Here is a 17450-nt window from a genome sequence, read left to right as displayed (position 1 = left end):
ATGATCGGCATGCCAGGCACCATGCCAGATTTTGTTCACGGTTTGAACCTGTTTTATGCAGACGATTGTATATTCGATATACCCGGATATACCCAAAAGAAGTCAGGCATTGATCCTTGAAAGATTGAGTTTGCGGTGCGTACCGTCGCTTCCATGGGGACGGGTGACGCAAAATCGAACACTAAAGAAGGCCAACAAGTATGGGCCTTTGACCTTGACGCTCTGCGCAAGGCTTTCAGAAAGTCCGTTCGGGAGCATAAAGTCACGGCGGCTGATTGGGCGGAACACGCCAAGCAGTTCCTCGAAAAACAAAGAGATCGTCAGCGCGAATCGACTTGATATGCCGCGCCGATCAATTTCCATTTAGTAACCCTAAGATAGCAGAAAAAAGTCTTTGCGCGTTACCAACCAAAGTCAGATGCAACCGCTTTAGTTCCGCGAATGTCGAATGGCATAAGCAGGCAGACGTCACTTCGACATTTCCGTGAAGGCGCAACCCATCTGCGGGTGGCGCATGGCTTTCTGTAAATTAGCTAAAGCTAATTTAAGTGAAAGGTGATATTTTGGAAGCAGCCGGGGCTCCCCCAATACACCCCGCTCCGGTCAGGCCCGGTGGCGGTCCACCCAAAGGAAGGCTACCGGGCCGATCCCTGCAACCAACCGGTGATCCGCTCGTTGATTCCATGCCGGGTTGATCCCCCGGCACTCCAGGACCTGCCCGCTGCCGAGGGGCGGCGGGCCTTTTTTGCCGATTGGATTCAAGCCCGCAGCGATAGCGAAGGCTCCGGCGGATGCCGGAGCCTTCGCGTTTGGTGATCCCGTCAGAAGTGGATCCAGAAGGATCTGCGGAAACATCTGCGGCGCCAAGAACCATTGCGCCAATAGCGACGGCAAACCCGCCTCCACCCGCGTCGGCGACGGCGGCGGTGCCATCTGCGGTGCCGCACGAACTCGACGCCGTCCTGGACATCGGGACCATCCGGGCCGAGAATGTCGTCGGATGCTTTGTCGAGCTCATCGAGAATGCCGGGCCCCGTATCAGGGATGCCGGCCAGGGCGGTGGCAGGACGCGCGATTGCGACGACGGTCGCAGCCCCTGCAAGCCCAAGCACTCCAGTCAGAAACAATCGCCGATCCATGCCAACCTCCATCGTTGATCATTGCGACAAGGGAAGACATAGAGCGGCAGATTGACGCGCCCAGATGCCGAAGAAAATTGGGTCAATCCCCCTGCCGTGCCGGCGGCGGATCTTTTTAGCGGTCTCCGACAATCCACGCGGCCAAATGCGCCTGTTCCCAGGGATCATTCCTCCGACAAGCCGGTCGCCGTTGCGTCCGTTTCAATGCTCACCGGCACGCCCTGGCGCAGGGAGTTGCTGACCGTGGAAATCGCCGCGGCCCTTGTGATGATCTCCGCCGGGTCGGAGCCGTCCAGCGTCGTGCATGAAACCTTCATGATTGACGAGGTCGCGAGCAAAGGCTTGCCTTCGAGGTTCAGCGTGACGGTCACCGCGATCTTGTTGAGCGTTACACCCATTTCCTCGGCGACGTAGCGAAGGTCGTTGCAGAAGCAGCCGCCGATCGCCAGGGCGAGCAGTTGGCCGCCATTGAAGCCCAGGCCCATGCCGCCGGCCTTGCCTTCGGGTCGGTCGACGATGATCGTGTGGCCGCCGGCCCAGCCCATGGCCGCTTGCGTGTCCTCCACATTGCGCAGTTCGACGGTCATCGAGACCATTGCGGATGTCCTCCCGGCAGGAGTCGACCAGGCGTCGGGCCTCGTCGACGTAGAGTCATTATGCAGGCGCAGAGGCGGCCTTGTCGCTGGGCAACGCCGCCCCCGCCATGTCATCAAGGATCGGACAATCCGGCCTTTCGTCGCCGTGGCAGGCATGGATCAGTTTCTGCAGCGTCGAGCGCATCGACTGCAACTCGCGCACTTTCTCCTCGATCGCCGTGACATGGGCGGCGGCGATTTCGCGCACGTTCTGGCTGGCGCGGCTGCGATCCTGGTAAAGCGCCATCAACTGGCGGCAATCGTCGATGGAAAAGCCGAGATTGCGCGCGCGGCGCAGGAAGGCCAGCCGGTGGATGTCGTCTCCGGAATAATCGCGGTAGCCGTTGGCGGCGCGCGCCGGGGCGATCAGGCCGATCTCTTCATAGTAGCGGATAGTCTTGGCCGGCAGGCCGGAGCGGTGGGCGGCGTCACCGACATTCATGACGGTTCTCCTCGATTTCCAGGAGCCCATGGAGCAGGCCCCTTGAATTTGCTTCACAATCCTGTGAGTCCTGTGGCCAAAATGCCATAGTGATACGCTTACCGGTACGTCAAGGCAGGCATATAGGCATCGCGCGCTTGGCAAGCAAAGCAAATGCCAGCATGAATGATGATGAGAGAGCGGCCGACTCGTGCCGCCGAAGTTGGGCGGGGCACCGGATCACCTGATGCGCATGAAGTCGTTTGCAATCATCGCCGCACTGGCGCTCTCCACTGCTATCGCCGGTTGCAGCACCATCGGCTCGCAGATATTCTCCAACAACTACGGCGCGGTCACCGACGCAGGTTATCAGCTGCCGCGCATCCCGATCGAGAAAGTGCCGATGAAGTACCATCGGCAGGAAGTGAACTACGACAGCCCGGAAAAGCCGGGCACGATCATCGTCGATACGCAGAACAAGTTCCTCTACTTCATCGAGGGCGACGGAAGGGCCATTCGTTACGGCATCGGCGTCGGCCGCGAGGGCTTCGAGTGGCATGGCACCGCCCACATTGCGCTCAAGCGCGAATGGCCGACCTGGACGCCGCCGAGGCAGATGATCCAGCGCCAGCCGGAATTGGAAAAGTTTGCCGGCGGCATGCAGCCAGGCCTGAAGAACCCGCTCGGCGCGCGCGCCATGTACCTGTTCAACAAGGGCGGTGATTCAGGCTATCGCCTGCATGGCAGCCCGGAGTGGAATTCGATCGGCAAGGCGATGTCGTCTGGCTGCATCCGCCTGATGAATCAGGACATTATCGACCTCTATGACCGCGCCTCGGTCGGCGCCAAGGTCATCGTTCTCTAGAGGCAGTTTTCGTACGCGGACCGTCTAGGCAACAACGGACGTCCCAAGCAGAAAACCGGGCAATTCGGCCCGGTTTTTTGTTGTTTGCGCGATGCGACGCCTGCTCGGTGGTCAGGACACCGCCGAGAACGAGGTGGGAGCCAAAATTTGGTTGGTGATTGTCTCGGTGATCTGGCCGTCACGCTCGGAATCTTCCCGCGCCTGTGTCCAGGCCGGGTCCTTCACGAACGCCGTCCAGCGCTCTTCGCGTTCGGCCAGCGATTCCCATGCCAGCATGTAGGTCAGGTCGTTGTTCGAAGCACCGATCAGCGTGGTAAAGAAACCCGCTTGGCGGATACCGTGCTTTTCCCATAATTTGAGGGTGATCTTGTCGAAGCGATCAAGAAGCGCCGGCAAGCGTCCCGGCAAAGCCCGGTAAACCCGAAGTTCGTAGATCACTTTGGAGTTCCTTCTGGCCGAGGCGCCGGAAGCGAAGAAATCGGACCAGATGGTCAGTGGGGTAGAATCATCAAAGGGGCGTCAGGAGACCTGTTCGACCTGCTGCACTTCCGGCACGAAATGGCGCAGAAGGTTCTGGATGCCGTGCTTCAGCGTCGCCGTCGAGGACGGGCAGCCGGCGCAGGCGCCCTTCATGTGCAGGAACACCGTGCCATTCTCGAAGCCGCGGAAGGTGATGTCGCCGCCATCCTGGGCGACCGCCGGGCGCACCCGCGTGTCGAGCAGTTCCTTGATGGTGATGACCAGCTCCTCGTCGGCCTTGTCGTAGAACTCACCGGTCTGGCTGGTCTCGGCGGCCGGTCCGGCCTTGGCCATGACGGGCGCGCCGGACATGAAATGCTCCATGATGGCGCCGAGGATCGCCGGCTTCAAATGCTGCCAGTCGGGGCCATCCTTGGTCACGGTGATGAAGTCATAGCCGAAGAAAACGCCGGTGACGCCAGGAATTTCGAACAGCCGGCCGGCCAGCGGCGAGGCGACGGCGGCGCTGTCGGCATCGCGGAAATCGGCGGTGCCTTCCAGAAGCACTTCCTTGCCGGGCAGGAATTTCAGCGTCGCCGGGTTTGGCGTCGATTCGGTCTGGATGAACATGGCCGTCTCCGTGCCCGTTTGGGCATCTAGTTTGGAACAATTCTAAATAGGCTCAATTGGCTGGACATTCAAGCGAAACGCATCGTCGGAACAGCTGGCTGGCGGAATGTTTTTTCGCGCCCATCATCGGACCGGCATCACCTGAAGAGCAGAATCTCAGGCCAGGCTGTCGATTTCCTCGTCCGACAGGTTCTGCGGCACGACAGTCACCGGGATCGGGAAGGCGGCACCCTTGCCGGCCACGGCGCCGACCAGTGGCCCCGGGCCTTCCTTGCCCGCACCGGCGGCCAGCACCAGGATGGCGATGTCCTGGTCTTCCTCGATCAATTTGTGGATCTCTTCCGTCGGCTTGCCTTCGCGCACCACCATCTCGGGCTCGATGCCGAGCTTCTGGCGCACCTTGTTGGCATAGCTGTCGAGTGCGGCGCGCGCGGTGGCGTTGGCTTCCTCGCGCATGATCTTCTCGACACCCAGCCAATGCTGGAAATCGTCCGGCACGATGACATAGAGCAGCACCAGCGTGCCGCTGGTGCTCTGCGCCCGTTTCGAGGCATAGGCGACGGCGCGCTCGCATTCCGGCGTGTCGTCGATGATCGTCAGGAATTTCCTGCGATGGCCGGCTTCGCGGCTGAGGCGTTTGGAGACCATGTCATCTACTCGGTGTCGTGCGGCCGCAATCTGCCACTGCGGGGGACCGGCGGCAAGCCGCCGGCCTTGTGCCAGTGCACCCGATGTCGCGATCAGCCCTGCAGCAGGCCGATAATGTCGCGCACCGTCTTCATCGTCGCTTCGGCCAGCACGCCGGCGCGCTCGCCGCCATCCTTGAGCACTGCGTCGACATAGGCGCGGTCATCCGAAATGCGGCGCATCTCGCTGGCGATCGGCGCCAGTTTTTCCACTGCAAGATCGGCCAAGGCCGGCTTGAACACGGAAAACTGCTGACCGGCGAATTCCTTGAGTACATCCGCCTTCGATATCTCGGCGAGACCCGCATAGATGCCGACCAGGTTCTCCGCCTCGGGTCGGCCGGCCAGGCCGTCCAGCTCGCTCGGCAACGCTTCGGGGTCGGTCTTGGCCTTGCGGATCTTCTTCGAGATGTCGTCGGCATCGTCGGTCAGGTTGATGCGCGACAAATCCGACGGGTCCGATTTGGACATTTTCTTGGAGCCGTCGCGCAGCGACATGACGCGCGCCGCCGGCCCGCCGATGACCGGCTCGGTCAGCGGGAAGTAGCCGTTCACGGTCTCTTCGCCGACCTGCATCTCGACGCCGACGCCAAGGGCCGCGATGCGGTCGGAGAAGTCGTTGTTGAATTTCTGTGCGATGTCGCGGGTGAGTTCCAGATGCTGCTTCTGGTCCTCGCCCACCGGCACGTGGGTGGCACGGTAGAGCAGGATGTCGGCAGCCATCAGCGAAGGATAGGCAAGCAGGCCGAGCGAGGCGTTCTCGCGATCCTTGCCGGCCTTGTCCTTGAACTGCGTCATGCGGTTCATCCAGCCGATGCGCGCCACGCAATTGAAGATCCAGGCGAGCTCGGCGTGCTGCATGACCCGCGACTGGTTGAAGACGATGTGCTTCTTCGGGTCGATGCCCGAGGCCAGGAACGCAGCGGTGATCGACCGCGTCTGATCGGCTAGGTCTTCATAAACGAGTTGGGCTGTCAGCGAATGCAGGTCGACGACGCAATAGATGCAATCGGAGGTGTCCTGCAGGGCAACGAATTTCTTGATGGCGCCGAGATAGTTGCCGAGGTGCAGATTGCCGGTCGGCTGGACACCGGAAAAGACGAGTGGCTTGAAGGCGGTCATGATTGTCCTCATGGCTTGTGGAGGGCCGTATAAGCGTGATTCCGAAAAGTTGCAGACTTTTCGGAGCCAATCACGCGGCTGGAAACCGCGCGCGGCGAAAGTCTTGCGACGGCGCGCTTATGGACGAAGACGGCGCTGCGATCAAGACGGCGCTGCGGGCGTGTCGGGCGCTCTACTCGTCCAGGTCGGTCTTTGCGACCGGTGGCGCCGACTTGCCCGATCCCCGCTTGACGTTGCGTCGGATCATGCCGAAATCGGCACCGCCTGTGGCGAAGGCCGTGATGAAATAAAGCAGCGCTCCGCCGGCAACCAGCGACAGCAGCGTCGTCGCCTTGACCACCAGCGGCGAGCCCGGCCCGAGCCTGACGGCGAACCAGTGCTCGGCAAAATAGAGTGCCGCCCCCATTACGACCGCCGACAGCACCAGCCGTGGAATGCGCTTCATCAGCGGCACGTCGCGGCCCCAATGGCCGCGCCGGATCAGGACGCCGAGCAGCATCACCGCGTTGACCCAGCCGGCGACGGCCGAGGCCACCGCGATGCCGGGCGCGCCCATCCGTGGAAACAGCGTCAGCGCCGTGGTGACGTTCACCGCCACTGAGATGGCGGCAAAGATCATCGGCGTGCGCGTGTCCTCGCGGGCGAAATAGCCTGGGGTGAACGCCTTGATCAGCACGAAAGCCGGCAGGCCGAGGCCGAAGATCGCCAGGATCGCCGCCACTGTCGGCGTCGAGCCGTTGGCGGCGAACGCGCCGCGCTCATAGACCAGCCGCACGATCGGCTCCGACATCACCCAGAGTGCCGCGGCTGCCGGCAGGGTCAGGAACAGCGTGAACTCGACCGAGCGGTTCTGCAGATTGGCCGCCTCGATCAGATTGCCCGACTTCAGCGCCCGCGACAGTTCGGGCAACAGCACGATCGCCACCGCAACACCGACCACGCCGAGCGGCAACTGGTAGATGCGGTCGGCATAGGCGAGCGAGGACACCGCGCTGTTCTGCGCCGAGGCGATCGCCGTGCCGATCAGCTGGTTGATCTGGGTGATGCCGCCGGTGATGGCCGCCGGCAGCGCCAGGATCAGCAGCCGCTTGACGGCGGGCGTCATTTTCGGCCGGCGGAAGCCGATCGAGATGCCGGCGTGGCGCACCGCCACCCAGACGATCGCCAGTTGCACCAGTCCGGCGGCAAGCACGCCCCAGGACAGCCCGTAGCCGACGGTGAGGGCATCCGAGCCCTTGTACCAGGCATAGGCGAGCACGCCGATCAGGATGATGTTGAGGAACACCGGTGCCACCGCGGCGGCGAAATAGCGGCGCAGCGAATTCAGCATGCCCGCCATCATCGCGCCCAGCGACATGCAGATCAGATAGGGAAACATGATCGTTGCCAGCGTCACCGTGGTGTCGAACTTCCCCGGCGTGCCGGCAAAACCCGGCGCCACCAGATAGCGCACGATCAGCGGCATCGACAGTTCCATGATGATCGTCAGCGCCAGCAGCGCCGTGAACAGCACGCCGAACACTTCCTCGGAAAAGCGCTTGGCGCCTTCGGTTCCGTGAGTTTCGATCTCCTTGGCGAACAGCGGCACGAAGGCGGCGTTGAAGGCCCCCTCGGCAAACAGCCGGCGAAAGGTGTTGGGAAACTGGAAAGCGGCGTTGAAGGCATCGGCGACCGGTCCGGTGCCGAGTGCGGCGGCCATCAGCATCTCGCGGCCGAAACCGAGCGCGCGGCTCATCAGCGTGCCGGAAGCGACCGTTGCGAATTTCTTGACGAGGCTCATGCTCTTGGGAACTGCCTGCGAAATTGGGACGAAGTGATGGTCGTTGTCACTCGGCCGCCGCCCTGGACTTGCCGCCGCGTTCGGGCACGATGCCTTCGAGCGTTGCCATCAGCCGATTGCGGATGGTGGCGTTGCGGGCCGGGCTATCTATCTTCTGGCCAGTGAGATCGGTGACATAGAAAGTGTCGATGACCTTTTCGCCGAAGGTGGTGATGTGGGCCGATGCGATGTCGAGCGACAGGTCGGAGAGCGTTCCGGTGATCTCCGACAGCAGTCCCGGCCGGTCGAGGCCCTCGACCTCGATGACCGAAAAACGGTTCGACAGCGTATTGCGGATTTCGGCGCGCGGCGGGATCTTGAACACCTTGGAACCGCGCCGCGGCTTGGTGCGCTTCTCGATCATTTCCGGCAGCCAGCTCTTGCCCGACAGCACGTCCTCGATCAGCCGGCCGACACGCTCGGCACGCCGGCGCTCGTCCTCGTCGCGATCGAATTCTCTGCTGATCAGGATCGTGTCGAGGGCGCGGCCATCCGACGTCGTGAAGATCTGCGCGTCGACAATGTTGCCGCCGGCTCCGGCGCAAGCCCCGGCGATGACCGAGAGCAGACGGGGGTGGTCCTGCGCCAGCACGGTGATTTCGGTCACCGCCTCGAACTGGTGGGTCTTGACCATGGTGGCAAGCTTGTTGCCTGACACGTCGGCTTCGCGGATGAACTCGGCATGGCGCAACTGGTCTGCGAGATCGACGGTCAAAAGGTAATTCTCGTAGTGTTGGCCGACATAGCGCTTGCGGGCCTTGTCCGGCCAGTCGGCAAGCGCCTCGGCCAGGCGCTCGCGCGCCGCCGCCGTGCGCTGCGCGCGCGACACTTCCGAAAACCCGCCGGTCAGCAGCAATTCGGTCTCGTAGTAGAGCGTGCGCAGCAGCTGGCCCTTCCAGCCGTTCCAGACACCGGGTCCAACGCCCCTGATGTCGCAGACGGTGAGGATCAAAAGCAGCTTCAGCCGCTCGACCGACTGCACGATCGCGGCAAAATCCTCGATGGTCTTGCGGTCGTTGAGGTCGCGGGTCTGCGCCGTCATCGACATCACGAGGTGGTTCTCGACCAGCCAGGCCACGGTTTCGGTATCGGCCGGCGACAGCCCCATATGCGGGCAGATGCGACGGGCGATCCTGGCCCCCGCCTCGGAATGGTCCTCCGGCCTGCCCTTGGCGATGTCGTGCAGCAGTACGGCGACATAGAGCGCCTCGCGGCTCTTCTTCAGGCCCGGCATCAGCGTGTGCGACAGGGGGTGGACCTTTTCGCCGTCGCCACGCTCGATCTCGGCCAGCACGCCGATGCAGCGGATCAGATGCTCGTCCACCGTGTAGTGGTGGTACATCGAGAACTGCATCATGGCGACGATCTTGCCGAAATCCGGGATCAGCCTGCCGAGCAGTCCGGCTTCGTTCATGCGACGCAGATTGAGTTCGGCATTGCGATCCGAGGTCAATATGTCGAGGAACAGCCGGTTGGCCTCCTCGTCCCGCCGCAGCGACTTATTGACCAGGCCGAGCGAACGGGTCAGCAGCTTCAGCGCGTCAGGGTGGAATTCCAGACCGTGCTTGTCGGCGAACCAGAACAGCCTGAGCAGATTGACCGGATCGCGCTCGAACACCTGGTCGTCGGCGATGTTGATGCGGTGGTTGTCGACAATGAAATCGGAGGTGCCGGCCAGCTTGCGCTTGCGCCTGGAGAAAGTCAGGAAGATGCGGTTGAAGCCAGGAACGTGCTTGGCTTGCTCCTCCTCGAGCGCAGCGCAGAAGATGCGGGTCAGGTCGCCGACGTCCTTGGCAACGAGGAAGTAGTGCTTCATGAAGCGCTCGACCGCCGACAGGCCGGGGTGCGTGGTGTAGCCGAGCCGTTCGGCGATCTCGCGCTGGATGTCGAAATGCAAGCGCTCTTCGGCCTTGCCGGTGAGGAAATGCATGTGGCAGCGTACCGCCCACAGGAAATCCTCGGCCTTCTGGAACTCGCGGTATTCGCCCTCGGTGAAGACGCCCTTGTCGACCAGTTCCTCGCCGGTGCGCACTCGATAGAAATATTTGCCGATCCAGAACAGCGTCTGCAGGTCGCGCAGGCCGCCCTTGCCGTCCTTGACGTTGGGCTCGACCAGATAGCGGCTTTCGCCGGCCTTGGCATGGCGGTCATCGCGTTCGGCAAGCTTGGCCTGGACATATTCGGGGCCGGTCGTGCGCACCACCTCATGGTCGAACCGCAGCATCAGTTCATCATAGAGCTTTTCCTCGCCCCACAGGAAACGTGCTTCGAGGATCGAGGTGCGAATGGTGACATCGGTGCGCGACAGGCGCAGGCATTCGTCGATGTTACGGGTGGCGTGGCCGACCTTCAGCCCCAGGTCCCACAGCATGTAGAGCATGTATTCGACTGTCTGTTCGCCCCACGGCGTCTGCTTGTAGGGCAGCAGGAACAACAGGTCGATGTCGGATCCGGGCGCCAGCGTTCCACGGCCGTAGCCGCCGACAGCGACGACGGCCATGCGCTCCGCCGAAGACGGAATCTTGACCCGGTAGACATGGGTGACGGCGAAATCGTAAAGCGCCCGGATGATCTCGTCCATGAGGTGCGACAGCCGCGCCGCGCAGGCGCTGCCGCCGCCATCGTCCATCAGCATGCGTTCGGCAATGGCGCGCCCTTCCGCCAGTCGTCCCTTGAGCAGTTGGAGCACGCCATTGCGCGCGACCTGCCCGGAGCCGTCGCCCGCCGTGGCCGCGGTCAGCGCGGTCATCTCGCGGCGCAAGGCTTCGCCGTCGATCAATTCGTCGAGCTTCAGGGAGATTCTTGCCATATACCCAGCCGGCCTTGCCGTTTCGGCGGCGTCTATAGCGCGTTTTCGCGGCGCTGGGTATGGGGCGTTGAAAGCCGGTTCAAGACCCGGCTGAGCTCTGGCTCGGATAAGTAAATGGAATGACCATTCTCCGCTTCAGTCGACAGAAATCGGCAATGCGCTTGCCTATTCGCCGAGCCTCGGCTTTCACCTTCGCTATGGCTGTCTTTCTGCGTCTCCCGGTCCCGGCGGCGCACTGGATATCGCGCTTTTCCCCGAGCAGGCTTGGCAATTGGAGCGCCCTGTCGCCAAGGAACTGATCTTGTGCGCAGAGCGCAGGAACAAGCTGATAGATCGTCTCGCCTCGCAAAACCGAAAACTCGGGGTTGAAGACAAGGTCGTCGACAGCGATGCCGATCTCCTCTGTGGCCTTGATCAGGTCGAGCGCGGTTTGCCTGGAGATGATGTAGCCGGCGGTTCCTATATGTCCGGCGTCGAGTTTGGATGTGGAAAAGCCGTGACCGATGGCAATGCGCTTGCGTCGGATCACGGTCTTGCAAAAATAGCTTTCGAGCTTGACGACTTCGGCATCGGCTGGAATCCAGTCGCTGTCGCGAAGCAATGCGCCGGCTTTCGCGGCAAAGACGATGTCGTCCTCGAAGATTGCCCCGTAGCGAGCGTCGCCTTGCGCGATGGCGGCCCAGCAGGCCCGGTGACTGAGCAGGCAGGCGATCTCGCCGTCAGTCAATGGCAGCCTGTTCCGATATCCGACATTTTGCGGCAGCTGGTCCAGGTCCGGCCGATCCCGTGCGTCGATGGCCTGAACGCGTTCGAATGGGACGCCGATGCGGGCAAACTCCGCCGTCACACGGGCAAGGCGATCGGGAGACCGATCGAGATTGATGACCAGACGCTTCATTGCCAAAGAAAATCTCACCCCGGGACGCTCGCTCTCTAGCAGGCGTGGTGTTGCCGCGTGAGACTTTTTTGGGGTGGATGGACGCGCGGTGGACCGGAGAAGAAAAGTCGAAACAGCCCTTGACCTTCCAGTTACTGGAAGCCCTATCTCCACGTCACACACCGATCCATCGAGGCATTTTCGAATGACGCATTCCGATCACGATCATCACGCGCATGGTAGCTGCTGCTCGACAAAAGGCGCGGTGCCCACCACGAAGAGCGTCGTCCGCGACCCGATCTGCGGCATGACTGTCGATCCGGTCGTCGGCAAGCCGACGACCGAGCATAATGGCCATCCCTATCATTTCTGCAGCCAGGGCTGCCGCGCGAAATTCGTCGCCGAGCCGGAAAAATTCCTGACGGCCACCGATCCGGTCTGCGGTATGAGCGTCGACCGCGCGACAGCCAGGCACTTTGCCCGCCACGAAGGCCAGGGCTTTTACTTCTGCTCGGCCGCCTGCCAGGCGAAATTCGAGGCGGAGCCGCAAAAACATCTCGGCGACAGGCCGGCACCGCAGCCGATGCCCAAAGGCACGCAATACACCTGCCCGATGCATCCCGAAATCATCCGCGACAAGCCAGGATCCTGCCCGATCTGTGGCATGGCGCTGGAGCCGATGGGCGTACCAACGGGCGATGAAGGGCCAAATCCCGAGCTGGTCGATTTCACCAGACGGTTCTGGGTGAGCGCTGCCTTGTCGGTCCCCCTTCTGATCATCGCCATGGCACCCATGATCGGCCTGACGTTTGAAGGTCTGGTCGAGGACCGGGCAAAGGTCTGGATCGAACTGGTCTTGGCAAGTCCGGTGGTGCTTTGGGCCGCCTTCCCCTTCTTCCACCGCGGCTGGGACTCGCTCGTCAACCGCAGCCCCAACATGTGGACGCTGATCTCGCTCGGCGTTGGTGCTGCCTATCTCTACAGCGTCGTCGCCACACTGTTTCCGGATATCTTTCCGCATCAGTTCCGCGGCCATGGCGGTGCGGTACCGGTCTATTTCGAGGCTGCTGCCGTCATCGTTGCGCTGGTCTTCCTTGGCCAGGTGCTGGAGCTCCGCGCCCGTGAAAAGACCGGCTCGGCAATCCGCGCCTTGCTTGATCTCGCGCCGAAGACCGCGCGGCTGATCGCCGCCGACGGTTCCGAAAGCGATGTGCCGCTCGATGCGGTCAAAGCCGGCGATCGCCTGCGCATACGCCCCGGTGACGCCGTGCCGGTCGATGGCACGGTGCTGGAAGGGCGATCCTCGATCGACGAATCGATGATCACGGGCGAGCCGTTGCCGGTCGAGAAGGTCGAGGGCGATGCTCTAACCGGCGGCACGCTCAACAAGAATGGTGCGCTGATCATGCGCGCTGAGAAGGTCGGCGCCGAGACGACGCTGGCGCGCATCGTCGAGCTCGTCGCCAAGGCGCAGCGCTCGCGCGCCCCGATTCAAGGGTTGGCCGATCGCGTTTCTTTCTACTTTGTCCCGGCCGTCGTCCTTGTCGCGATTGTCGCTTTCATCGCCTGGGCCGTGTTTGGACCCGAGCCCAGCCTGATCTTTGCCATCGTCTCCGCGGTGTCGGTGCTGATCATCGCTTGCCCCTGTGCGCTCGGCCTCGCCACGCCGATGTCGATCATGACCGCAACCGGGCGCGGAGCGCATGCCGGCGTGCTGATCAAGGAGGCCGCAGCACTCGAACGCTTCGCTTCCGTCGACACGCTGATCGTCGACAAAACGGGTACGCTGACCGAAGGCCGGCCGAAGCTGACCGATGTCGTTGCGGCAAGCGGTTTTTCCGAGGAGGAATTGCTGGCACTTGCCGCCGGTCTGGAGAAGGGGTCGGAGCATCCGCTGGCTGAAGCCATCGTCGACGGCGCCGCTACGCGCGGCGTGACCGTTGCCGAGGCCAGCGCCTTCGAGGCGATCACCGGCAAGGGCGTGTCCGGTTCGGCCTCGGGAAAGACGGTCGCGCTCGGCAATGCCGCGATGATGGCGGACCTTGGCGTCGACATCGCATCCATCTCGGCCAAGGCCGAGGCGTTGCAACTCGAAGGCAAGACGGCGATGTTCGTCGCTGTCGACAAGAAGCTGGCCGGCATCGTCGCCGTCGCCGACCCTATCAAGGCAACGACGGCCGAGGCGATCAAGGCGCTGCATGAAAGCGGCTTGCGCATCATCATGGCGACCGGCGACAATGAACGTACGGCCAACGCGATCGCCAGAAGCCTCGGCATCGACGAGGTCCGCGCCGGCCTGCTGCCGGAACAGAAGGCAGCCCTTGTCGAGGAACTGCGCGCAAAAGGCGCCGGTGTTGCCATGGCCGGCGACGGCGTCAACGATGCACCAGCGCTTGCAGCTGCCGATGTCGGCATCGCCATGGGCACTGGCGCCGATGTCGCTGTCGAAAGCGCCGGTATCACTCTGGTCAAGGGCGACCTCAACGGTATCGTGCGCGCCCGCATGCTGGCGCAGGCGACGATCCGCAACATCCGCCAGAACCTGTTCTTTGCCTTCCTCTACAATGTGCTTGGCGTGCCGGTCGCCGCCGGCGTGCTCTATCCGCTCACCGGCACGCTTCTGTCGCCGATGCTGGCGGCGGCGGCGATGAGCCTGTCTTCGGTGTCGGTGATCGCAAACGCGTTGCGGCTGAGAACATTGAAACTCTGATCCAAGCCCCCAAATACGAAACCCATCCAACAGGAGACCATGAATGACCTTCGCCAAAAAACTCGTTCTGCTGCTGATGGCAGCCGGAATGCTGGTTGCCGTCTTCCTCGAAAGCGTTCCGGCGCAAAGCGAAGAGATGAAACACGACATGGGCGCCATGGCGGCGGATGCGACCAGCCCTTCGACGGAAGGCTACAAGGCGGCGATGGACAAGATGCATGCCGACATGATGGCGTCCGACTATACCGGCAATGCCGATGTCGATTTCGTCAGAGGCATGATCCCGCACCATCAGGGTGCGATCGACATGGCCAAGGTCGAACTCGCCAATGGCAAGGATCCGGAAATCCGCAAGCTGGCCGAAGGCGTCATCGCCGCGCAGGAAGCCGAGATCAAGCAGATGCAGGCCTGGCTCGCCGCCCATCCGGTGAAGTAAGTCTTCAGCCATCGTCAGCGCGGCGAGAACGCCTCTGGATTTCTCGTTCAGCCTGTGATGCGATCGGCCCAAATGGAGCCCGCAATGCCGTCGGCCATCAGAACCACCAAACTGCCCTCAGGCGAAGCCGTTCAGGTGCTTGGCCAGGGGACATGGAAGATGGGCGAAGATATCAGTCGCCGCGCCGATGAGGTGAATGCTCTGAAGCTCGGCCTCGACCTCGGCATCACGTTGATCGACACCGCCGAAATGTATGCCAGCGGCGGTGCCGAGGAGGTGGTGGCCGACGCCATTGCCGGGCGCCGAGACGAGACCTTCCTGGTCTCGAAAGTTCTGCCGTCGAACGCTTCACGCGCGGGCGTGCAGCGCGCCTGCGAAAACAGCCTGAAACGCCTGCGCACCGACCGCATCGACCTCTATCTCTTGCATTGGCCCGGCAGCGTGCCTCTGACCGAAACGGTCGCGGCTTTCGAGACCTTGAAAAAGGCTGGCAAGATCCGCCACTGGGGCGTCAGCAATTTCGACACCGACGAGATGGAAGAGCTGATTGGCGTGCCCGATGGCGGCAATGTCCAGACCAACCAGGTGCTTTACAATCTGGTCCGGCGCGGCCTCGAGTTCGACCTGGCGCCCTGGAGCCGGCAGCGCAACAACATTCCGCTGATGGCCTATTCGCCGGTTGAGCAGGGCGCGTTGGCGCGCAATGCCAGGCTCGACGCGGTCGCCGCTCGCCACGATGCGACCTCCGCGCAGATCGCCCTGGCCTGGGTGATGCATCAAGAGGGCGTCATCGCCATCCCGAAAGCCAGCAGCCAGGAGCATGTCCGCCAGAACGTCGCGGCGCTCGACATCAAGCTGACGCCGCAGGACATCGCCGATCTCGACCGCGCCTTCCCGCCACCAGTGCGCAAGCGCGGGTTGGAGATGATCTGACTATATCCCCGCCAGCCCCTTCAGCCGGTAGAGCGCTTCCAGCGCCTCGCGCGGCGTCATCTCGTCGGGATTGATCTCGCCGAGCGCCGTCCCCAGCGCATCGCTTTTGGGCGGCCTCAGTGCTTCCCGCTTCACCGCCACCGAAAACAGCGGCAAATCGTCCACCAGCCGGTTCGTCTTGCCCGAAACCTCACCTTCCTCAAGCTGGTGCAGCACTTCCTTGGCCCGGTCGACCACCGCTTCCGGCAGGCCGGCCAGCCGCGCCACCTGCACGCCGTAGGAGCGGTCTGCGGCCCCCTTGCCGACCTCGTGCAGGAAGACGACGTCGTTATCCCATTCCTTGACCCGCATGGTCACGTTGGAGAGCCGCGCCAGCTTGCCGGCCAGCGAGGTCATTTCGTGAAAGTGAGTAGCGAAGATCGCCCGGCAGCGGTTCTTCTCATGCAGATATTCCACGGCCGCCCACGCGATCGACAGGCCATCGAAAGTGGCGGTGCCGCGGCCGATCTCGTCGAGGATCACCAGCGCGCGCTCGCCGGCCTGGTTGAGGATCGCCGCCGTCTCGACCATCTCGACCATGAAGGTCGAGCGGCCGCGCGCCAGATCGTCCGAGGCGCCGACCCGCGAGAACAGCCGGTCGACGACGCCGATATGGGCGGATGTCGCCGGCACGAAGGAGCCGGTCTGGGCCAGGATGGCGATCAGTGCGTTCTGCCGCAGGAACGTCGATTTACCGCCCATGTTGGGGCCGGTCAAAAGCCAGATCGCGCCGTTCCTGGCGCTACCCTCCGGCGACAGGTCGCAATCATTGGCAACGAACGGGCCTTCGCCCGAACGGCGCAAGGCCTGTTCGACCACCGGATGCCGCCCGCCCGCAATCTCGAAGGCAAGGCTGGAATCCACCACCGGCCGGCACCAGGCTTCGCTTTCCGAAAGCAGCGCGAGGGCCGCCGAGACGTCGAGCACGGCCAGCGCATCCGCGCCGGCGCGGATCTTCTCCGCTTCACCGACCGCTTCCGCCGTCAGTGCGTCGAAGGCGGCAAGCTCGATGCTCAGCGCCCGGTCGGCGGCGTTGGCGATCTTGGTCTCGAGTTCGGCAAGCTCGGTCGTGGTGAAACGCATGGCGTTGGCCATGGTCTGGCGGTGGATGAAGCGCGCCTTCGCGCCATCGCTGCCGGTCATCACCGCATGATGGTTGGCGGTCACCTCGATATAGTAGCCAAGCACATTGTTGTGCCGGATTTTCAGCGAGCGGATGCCGGTCTCGTCGATCAGCGAGCGCTCCAGCCCGGCGATCACCTTTCGCGATTCGTCGCGCAGCGCCCGCATCTCGTCGAGATCGGCATGGTAGCCGCCGCGCAAGAAGCCGCCATCGCGCTTGAGCAGCGGCAGTTCGTCGCCAAGCGCCTGCGTCAGATGCTGGGCCAGCGCCTGGGGCAGAGCATGGATGGCGGCCAATGCCGCCGCAAGTTCCGGGGGCAGGGCGGTCGCGGCAAAGATTTCGGCGATCGCGCCTGCCGCCTCGAAGCCGGCGCGCAGCGCGCCAAGGTCGCGCGGCCCGCCCCGGTTGAGCGCCAGCCTGGACAGCGCGCGCGGCATGTCGGCGACGCTCCTCAGGCTCGACCGCACCGCTTGGCAGAGCCGCGTTTCGGAACGGAAGAACGACACCGAATCCAGCCTGGCGCTGATCGCAGCCGGGTCGGTCAGCGGCGCCATCAGCCGGTCGGCGAGCAGCCTTGCGCCGCCGCCGGTCACCGTGCGGTCGATCGCCTTGAACAGCGACCCTTCGCGGCTGCCCGACAGTGTGCGCAGCAGTTCCAGATTGCCGCGTGTCGCCGGATCGATGAACAGGGTCGAGCCCTGCTCTTCGCGCTCGGGCCGCGACAGCGGCGGGCGCTCGGCCTTCTGC

The 17450-nt window shown here is 63.1% G+C and carries 15 protein-coding genes; 4 read left to right on the top strand and 11 right to left on the bottom strand.

Annotation, left to right across the window (positions count from 1 at the left end):
* Positions 1-102: 102 nt before the first annotated feature.
* The 3 genes from EOB49_RS26105 to cueR form a co-directional block, all read right to left on the bottom strand.
* Positions 103-363 (bottom strand): hypothetical protein, encoded by a 261-nt coding sequence (locus tag EOB49_RS26105; protein WP_127271563.1) that lies wholly within the window; start codon positions 361-363, stop codon positions 103-105.
* Positions 364-1303: 940 nt separating this feature from the next.
* Positions 1304-1735: an OsmC family protein gene (locus EOB49_RS26095; RefSeq protein WP_127382669.1), complete on the bottom strand. Its 432-nt coding sequence runs from the start codon at positions 1733-1735 to the stop codon at positions 1304-1306.
* Between the two features lie 58 nt (positions 1736-1793).
* Complete coding sequence (gene cueR / locus EOB49_RS26090) at positions 1794-2216, bottom strand: Cu(I)-responsive transcriptional regulator (protein ID WP_127382668.1); 423 nt, start codon at positions 2214-2216, stop codon at positions 1794-1796.
* A 226-nt stretch (positions 2217-2442) separates the two neighbouring features.
* Between cueR and EOB49_RS26085 the strand changes: the two genes are divergently transcribed.
* Positions 2443-3060 carry a L,D-transpeptidase gene (locus EOB49_RS26085; RefSeq protein ID WP_127269476.1) on the top strand — a complete coding sequence of 206 codons (618 nt, stop codon included), beginning with the start codon at positions 2443-2445 and terminating at the stop codon, positions 3058-3060.
* 111 nt (positions 3061-3171) lie between these two features.
* Here the strand turns inward: EOB49_RS26085 and EOB49_RS26080 are convergent, their stop codons facing one another.
* The 7 genes from EOB49_RS26080 to EOB49_RS26050 all read right to left on the bottom strand — a co-directional run bounded on the left by EOB49_RS26080 (position 3172) and on the right by EOB49_RS26050 (position 11483).
* Entirely contained in the window at positions 3172-3498 is a 327-nt protein-coding gene (locus EOB49_RS26080; protein ID WP_127269475.1) for an NIPSNAP family protein, read from the bottom strand.
* A gap of 81 nt (positions 3499-3579) precedes the next feature.
* The gene (locus EOB49_RS26075; protein WP_023811631.1) at positions 3580-4149 is read right to left on the bottom strand and encodes a NifU family protein; all 570 of its coding nucleotides are present in this window, start codon (positions 4147-4149) and stop codon (positions 3580-3582) included.
* 156 nt (positions 4150-4305) lie between these two features.
* Positions 4306-4797, bottom strand: coding sequence for a universal stress protein (locus EOB49_RS26070; RefSeq protein WP_013528063.1), 492 nt, complete (start codon positions 4795-4797; stop codon positions 4306-4308).
* A 92-nt stretch (positions 4798-4889) separates the two neighbouring features.
* Positions 4890-5957 (bottom strand): tryptophan--tRNA ligase, encoded by a 1068-nt coding sequence (gene trpS / locus EOB49_RS26065; protein WP_127382667.1) that lies wholly within the window; start codon positions 5955-5957, stop codon positions 4890-4892.
* A 172-nt stretch (positions 5958-6129) separates the two neighbouring features.
* Positions 6130-7737, bottom strand: coding sequence for a murein biosynthesis integral membrane protein MurJ (gene murJ / locus EOB49_RS26060; protein WP_127382666.1), 1608 nt, complete (start codon positions 7735-7737; stop codon positions 6130-6132).
* A gap of 46 nt (positions 7738-7783) precedes the next feature.
* Complete coding sequence (locus tag EOB49_RS26055; RefSeq protein WP_127382665.1) at positions 7784-10585, bottom strand: [protein-PII] uridylyltransferase; 2802 nt, start codon at positions 10583-10585, stop codon at positions 7784-7786.
* A 79-nt stretch (positions 10586-10664) separates the two neighbouring features.
* The gene (locus tag EOB49_RS26050) at positions 10665-11483 is read right to left on the bottom strand and encodes a glycosyltransferase family 25 protein (protein WP_127382671.1); all 819 of its coding nucleotides are present in this window, start codon (positions 11481-11483) and stop codon (positions 10665-10667) included.
* A gap of 184 nt (positions 11484-11667) precedes the next feature.
* Here EOB49_RS26050 and EOB49_RS26045 point away from each other — a divergent pair, with 184 nt between their 5' ends.
* The 3 genes from EOB49_RS26045 to EOB49_RS26035 all read left to right on the top strand — a co-directional run bounded on the left by EOB49_RS26045 (position 11668) and on the right by EOB49_RS26035 (position 15541).
* Positions 11668-14172, top strand: coding sequence for a heavy metal translocating P-type ATPase (locus tag EOB49_RS26045; RefSeq protein ID WP_127382664.1), 2505 nt, complete (start codon positions 11668-11670; stop codon positions 14170-14172).
* Between the two features lie 43 nt (positions 14173-14215).
* Positions 14216-14608: a DUF305 domain-containing protein gene (locus tag EOB49_RS26040; RefSeq protein ID WP_127321683.1), complete on the top strand. Its 393-nt coding sequence runs from the start codon at positions 14216-14218 to the stop codon at positions 14606-14608.
* Positions 14609-14692: 84 nt separating this feature from the next.
* Positions 14693-15541 carry an aldo/keto reductase gene (locus EOB49_RS26035; protein ID WP_127382663.1) on the top strand — a complete coding sequence of 283 codons (849 nt, stop codon included), beginning with the start codon at positions 14693-14695 and terminating at the stop codon, positions 15539-15541.
* Here the strand turns inward: EOB49_RS26035 and mutS are convergent.
* Positions 15542-17450: DNA mismatch repair protein MutS (gene mutS, locus EOB49_RS26030; RefSeq protein ID WP_245472843.1), on the bottom strand; the 1909-nt coding region annotated here is incomplete at its 5' end.

Source organism: Mesorhizobium sp. M7A.F.Ca.MR.148.00.0.0, from assembly GCF_003997735.1.
Classification (GTDB): domain Bacteria; phylum Pseudomonadota; class Alphaproteobacteria; order Rhizobiales; family Rhizobiaceae; genus Mesorhizobium.
This window is presented reverse-complemented; position numbering and strand designations above follow the sequence as displayed.

What these genes read in the sequence shown, in the direction of transcription:
- EOB49_RS26105 (WP_127271563.1), bottom strand. Translation starts at nt 363, where the DNA reads ATGGAAATTGATCGGCGCGGCATATCAAGTCGATTCGCGCTGACGATC.
- EOB49_RS26095 (WP_127382669.1), bottom strand. Translation starts at nt 1,735, where the DNA reads ATGGTCTCGATGACCGTCGAACTGCGCAATGTGGAGGACACGCAAGCG.
- cueR (WP_127382668.1), bottom strand. Translation starts at nt 2,216, where the DNA reads ATGAATGTCGGTGACGCCGCCCACCGCTCCGGCCTGCCGGCCAAGACT.
- EOB49_RS26085 (WP_127269476.1), top strand. Translation starts at nt 2,443, where the DNA reads ATGCGCATGAAGTCGTTTGCAATCATCGCCGCACTGGCGCTCTCCACT.
- EOB49_RS26075 (WP_023811631.1), bottom strand. Translation starts at nt 4,149, where the DNA reads ATGTTCATCCAGACCGAATCGACGCCAAACCCGGCGACGCTGAAATTC.
- EOB49_RS26070 (WP_013528063.1), bottom strand. Translation starts at nt 4,797, where the DNA reads ATGGTCTCCAAACGCCTCAGCCGCGAAGCCGGCCATCGCAGGAAATTC.
- trpS (WP_127382667.1), bottom strand. Translation starts at nt 5,957, where the DNA reads ATGACCGCCTTCAAGCCACTCGTCTTTTCCGGTGTCCAGCCGACCGGC.
- murJ (WP_127382666.1), bottom strand. Translation starts at nt 7,737, where the DNA reads ATGAGCCTCGTCAAGAAATTCGCAACGGTCGCTTCCGGCACGCTGATG.
- EOB49_RS26055 (WP_127382665.1), bottom strand. Translation starts at nt 10,585, where the DNA reads ATGGCAAGAATCTCCCTGAAGCTCGACGAATTGATCGACGGCGAAGCC.
- EOB49_RS26050 (WP_127382671.1), bottom strand. Translation starts at nt 11,483, where the DNA reads ATGAAGCGTCTGGTCATCAATCTCGATCGGTCTCCCGATCGCCTTGCC.
- EOB49_RS26045 (WP_127382664.1), top strand. Translation starts at nt 11,668, where the DNA reads ATGACGCATTCCGATCACGATCATCACGCGCATGGTAGCTGCTGCTCG.
- EOB49_RS26040 (WP_127321683.1), top strand. Translation starts at nt 14,216, where the DNA reads ATGACCTTCGCCAAAAAACTCGTTCTGCTGCTGATGGCAGCCGGAATG.
- EOB49_RS26035 (WP_127382663.1), top strand. Translation starts at nt 14,693, where the DNA reads ATGCCGTCGGCCATCAGAACCACCAAACTGCCCTCAGGCGAAGCCGTT.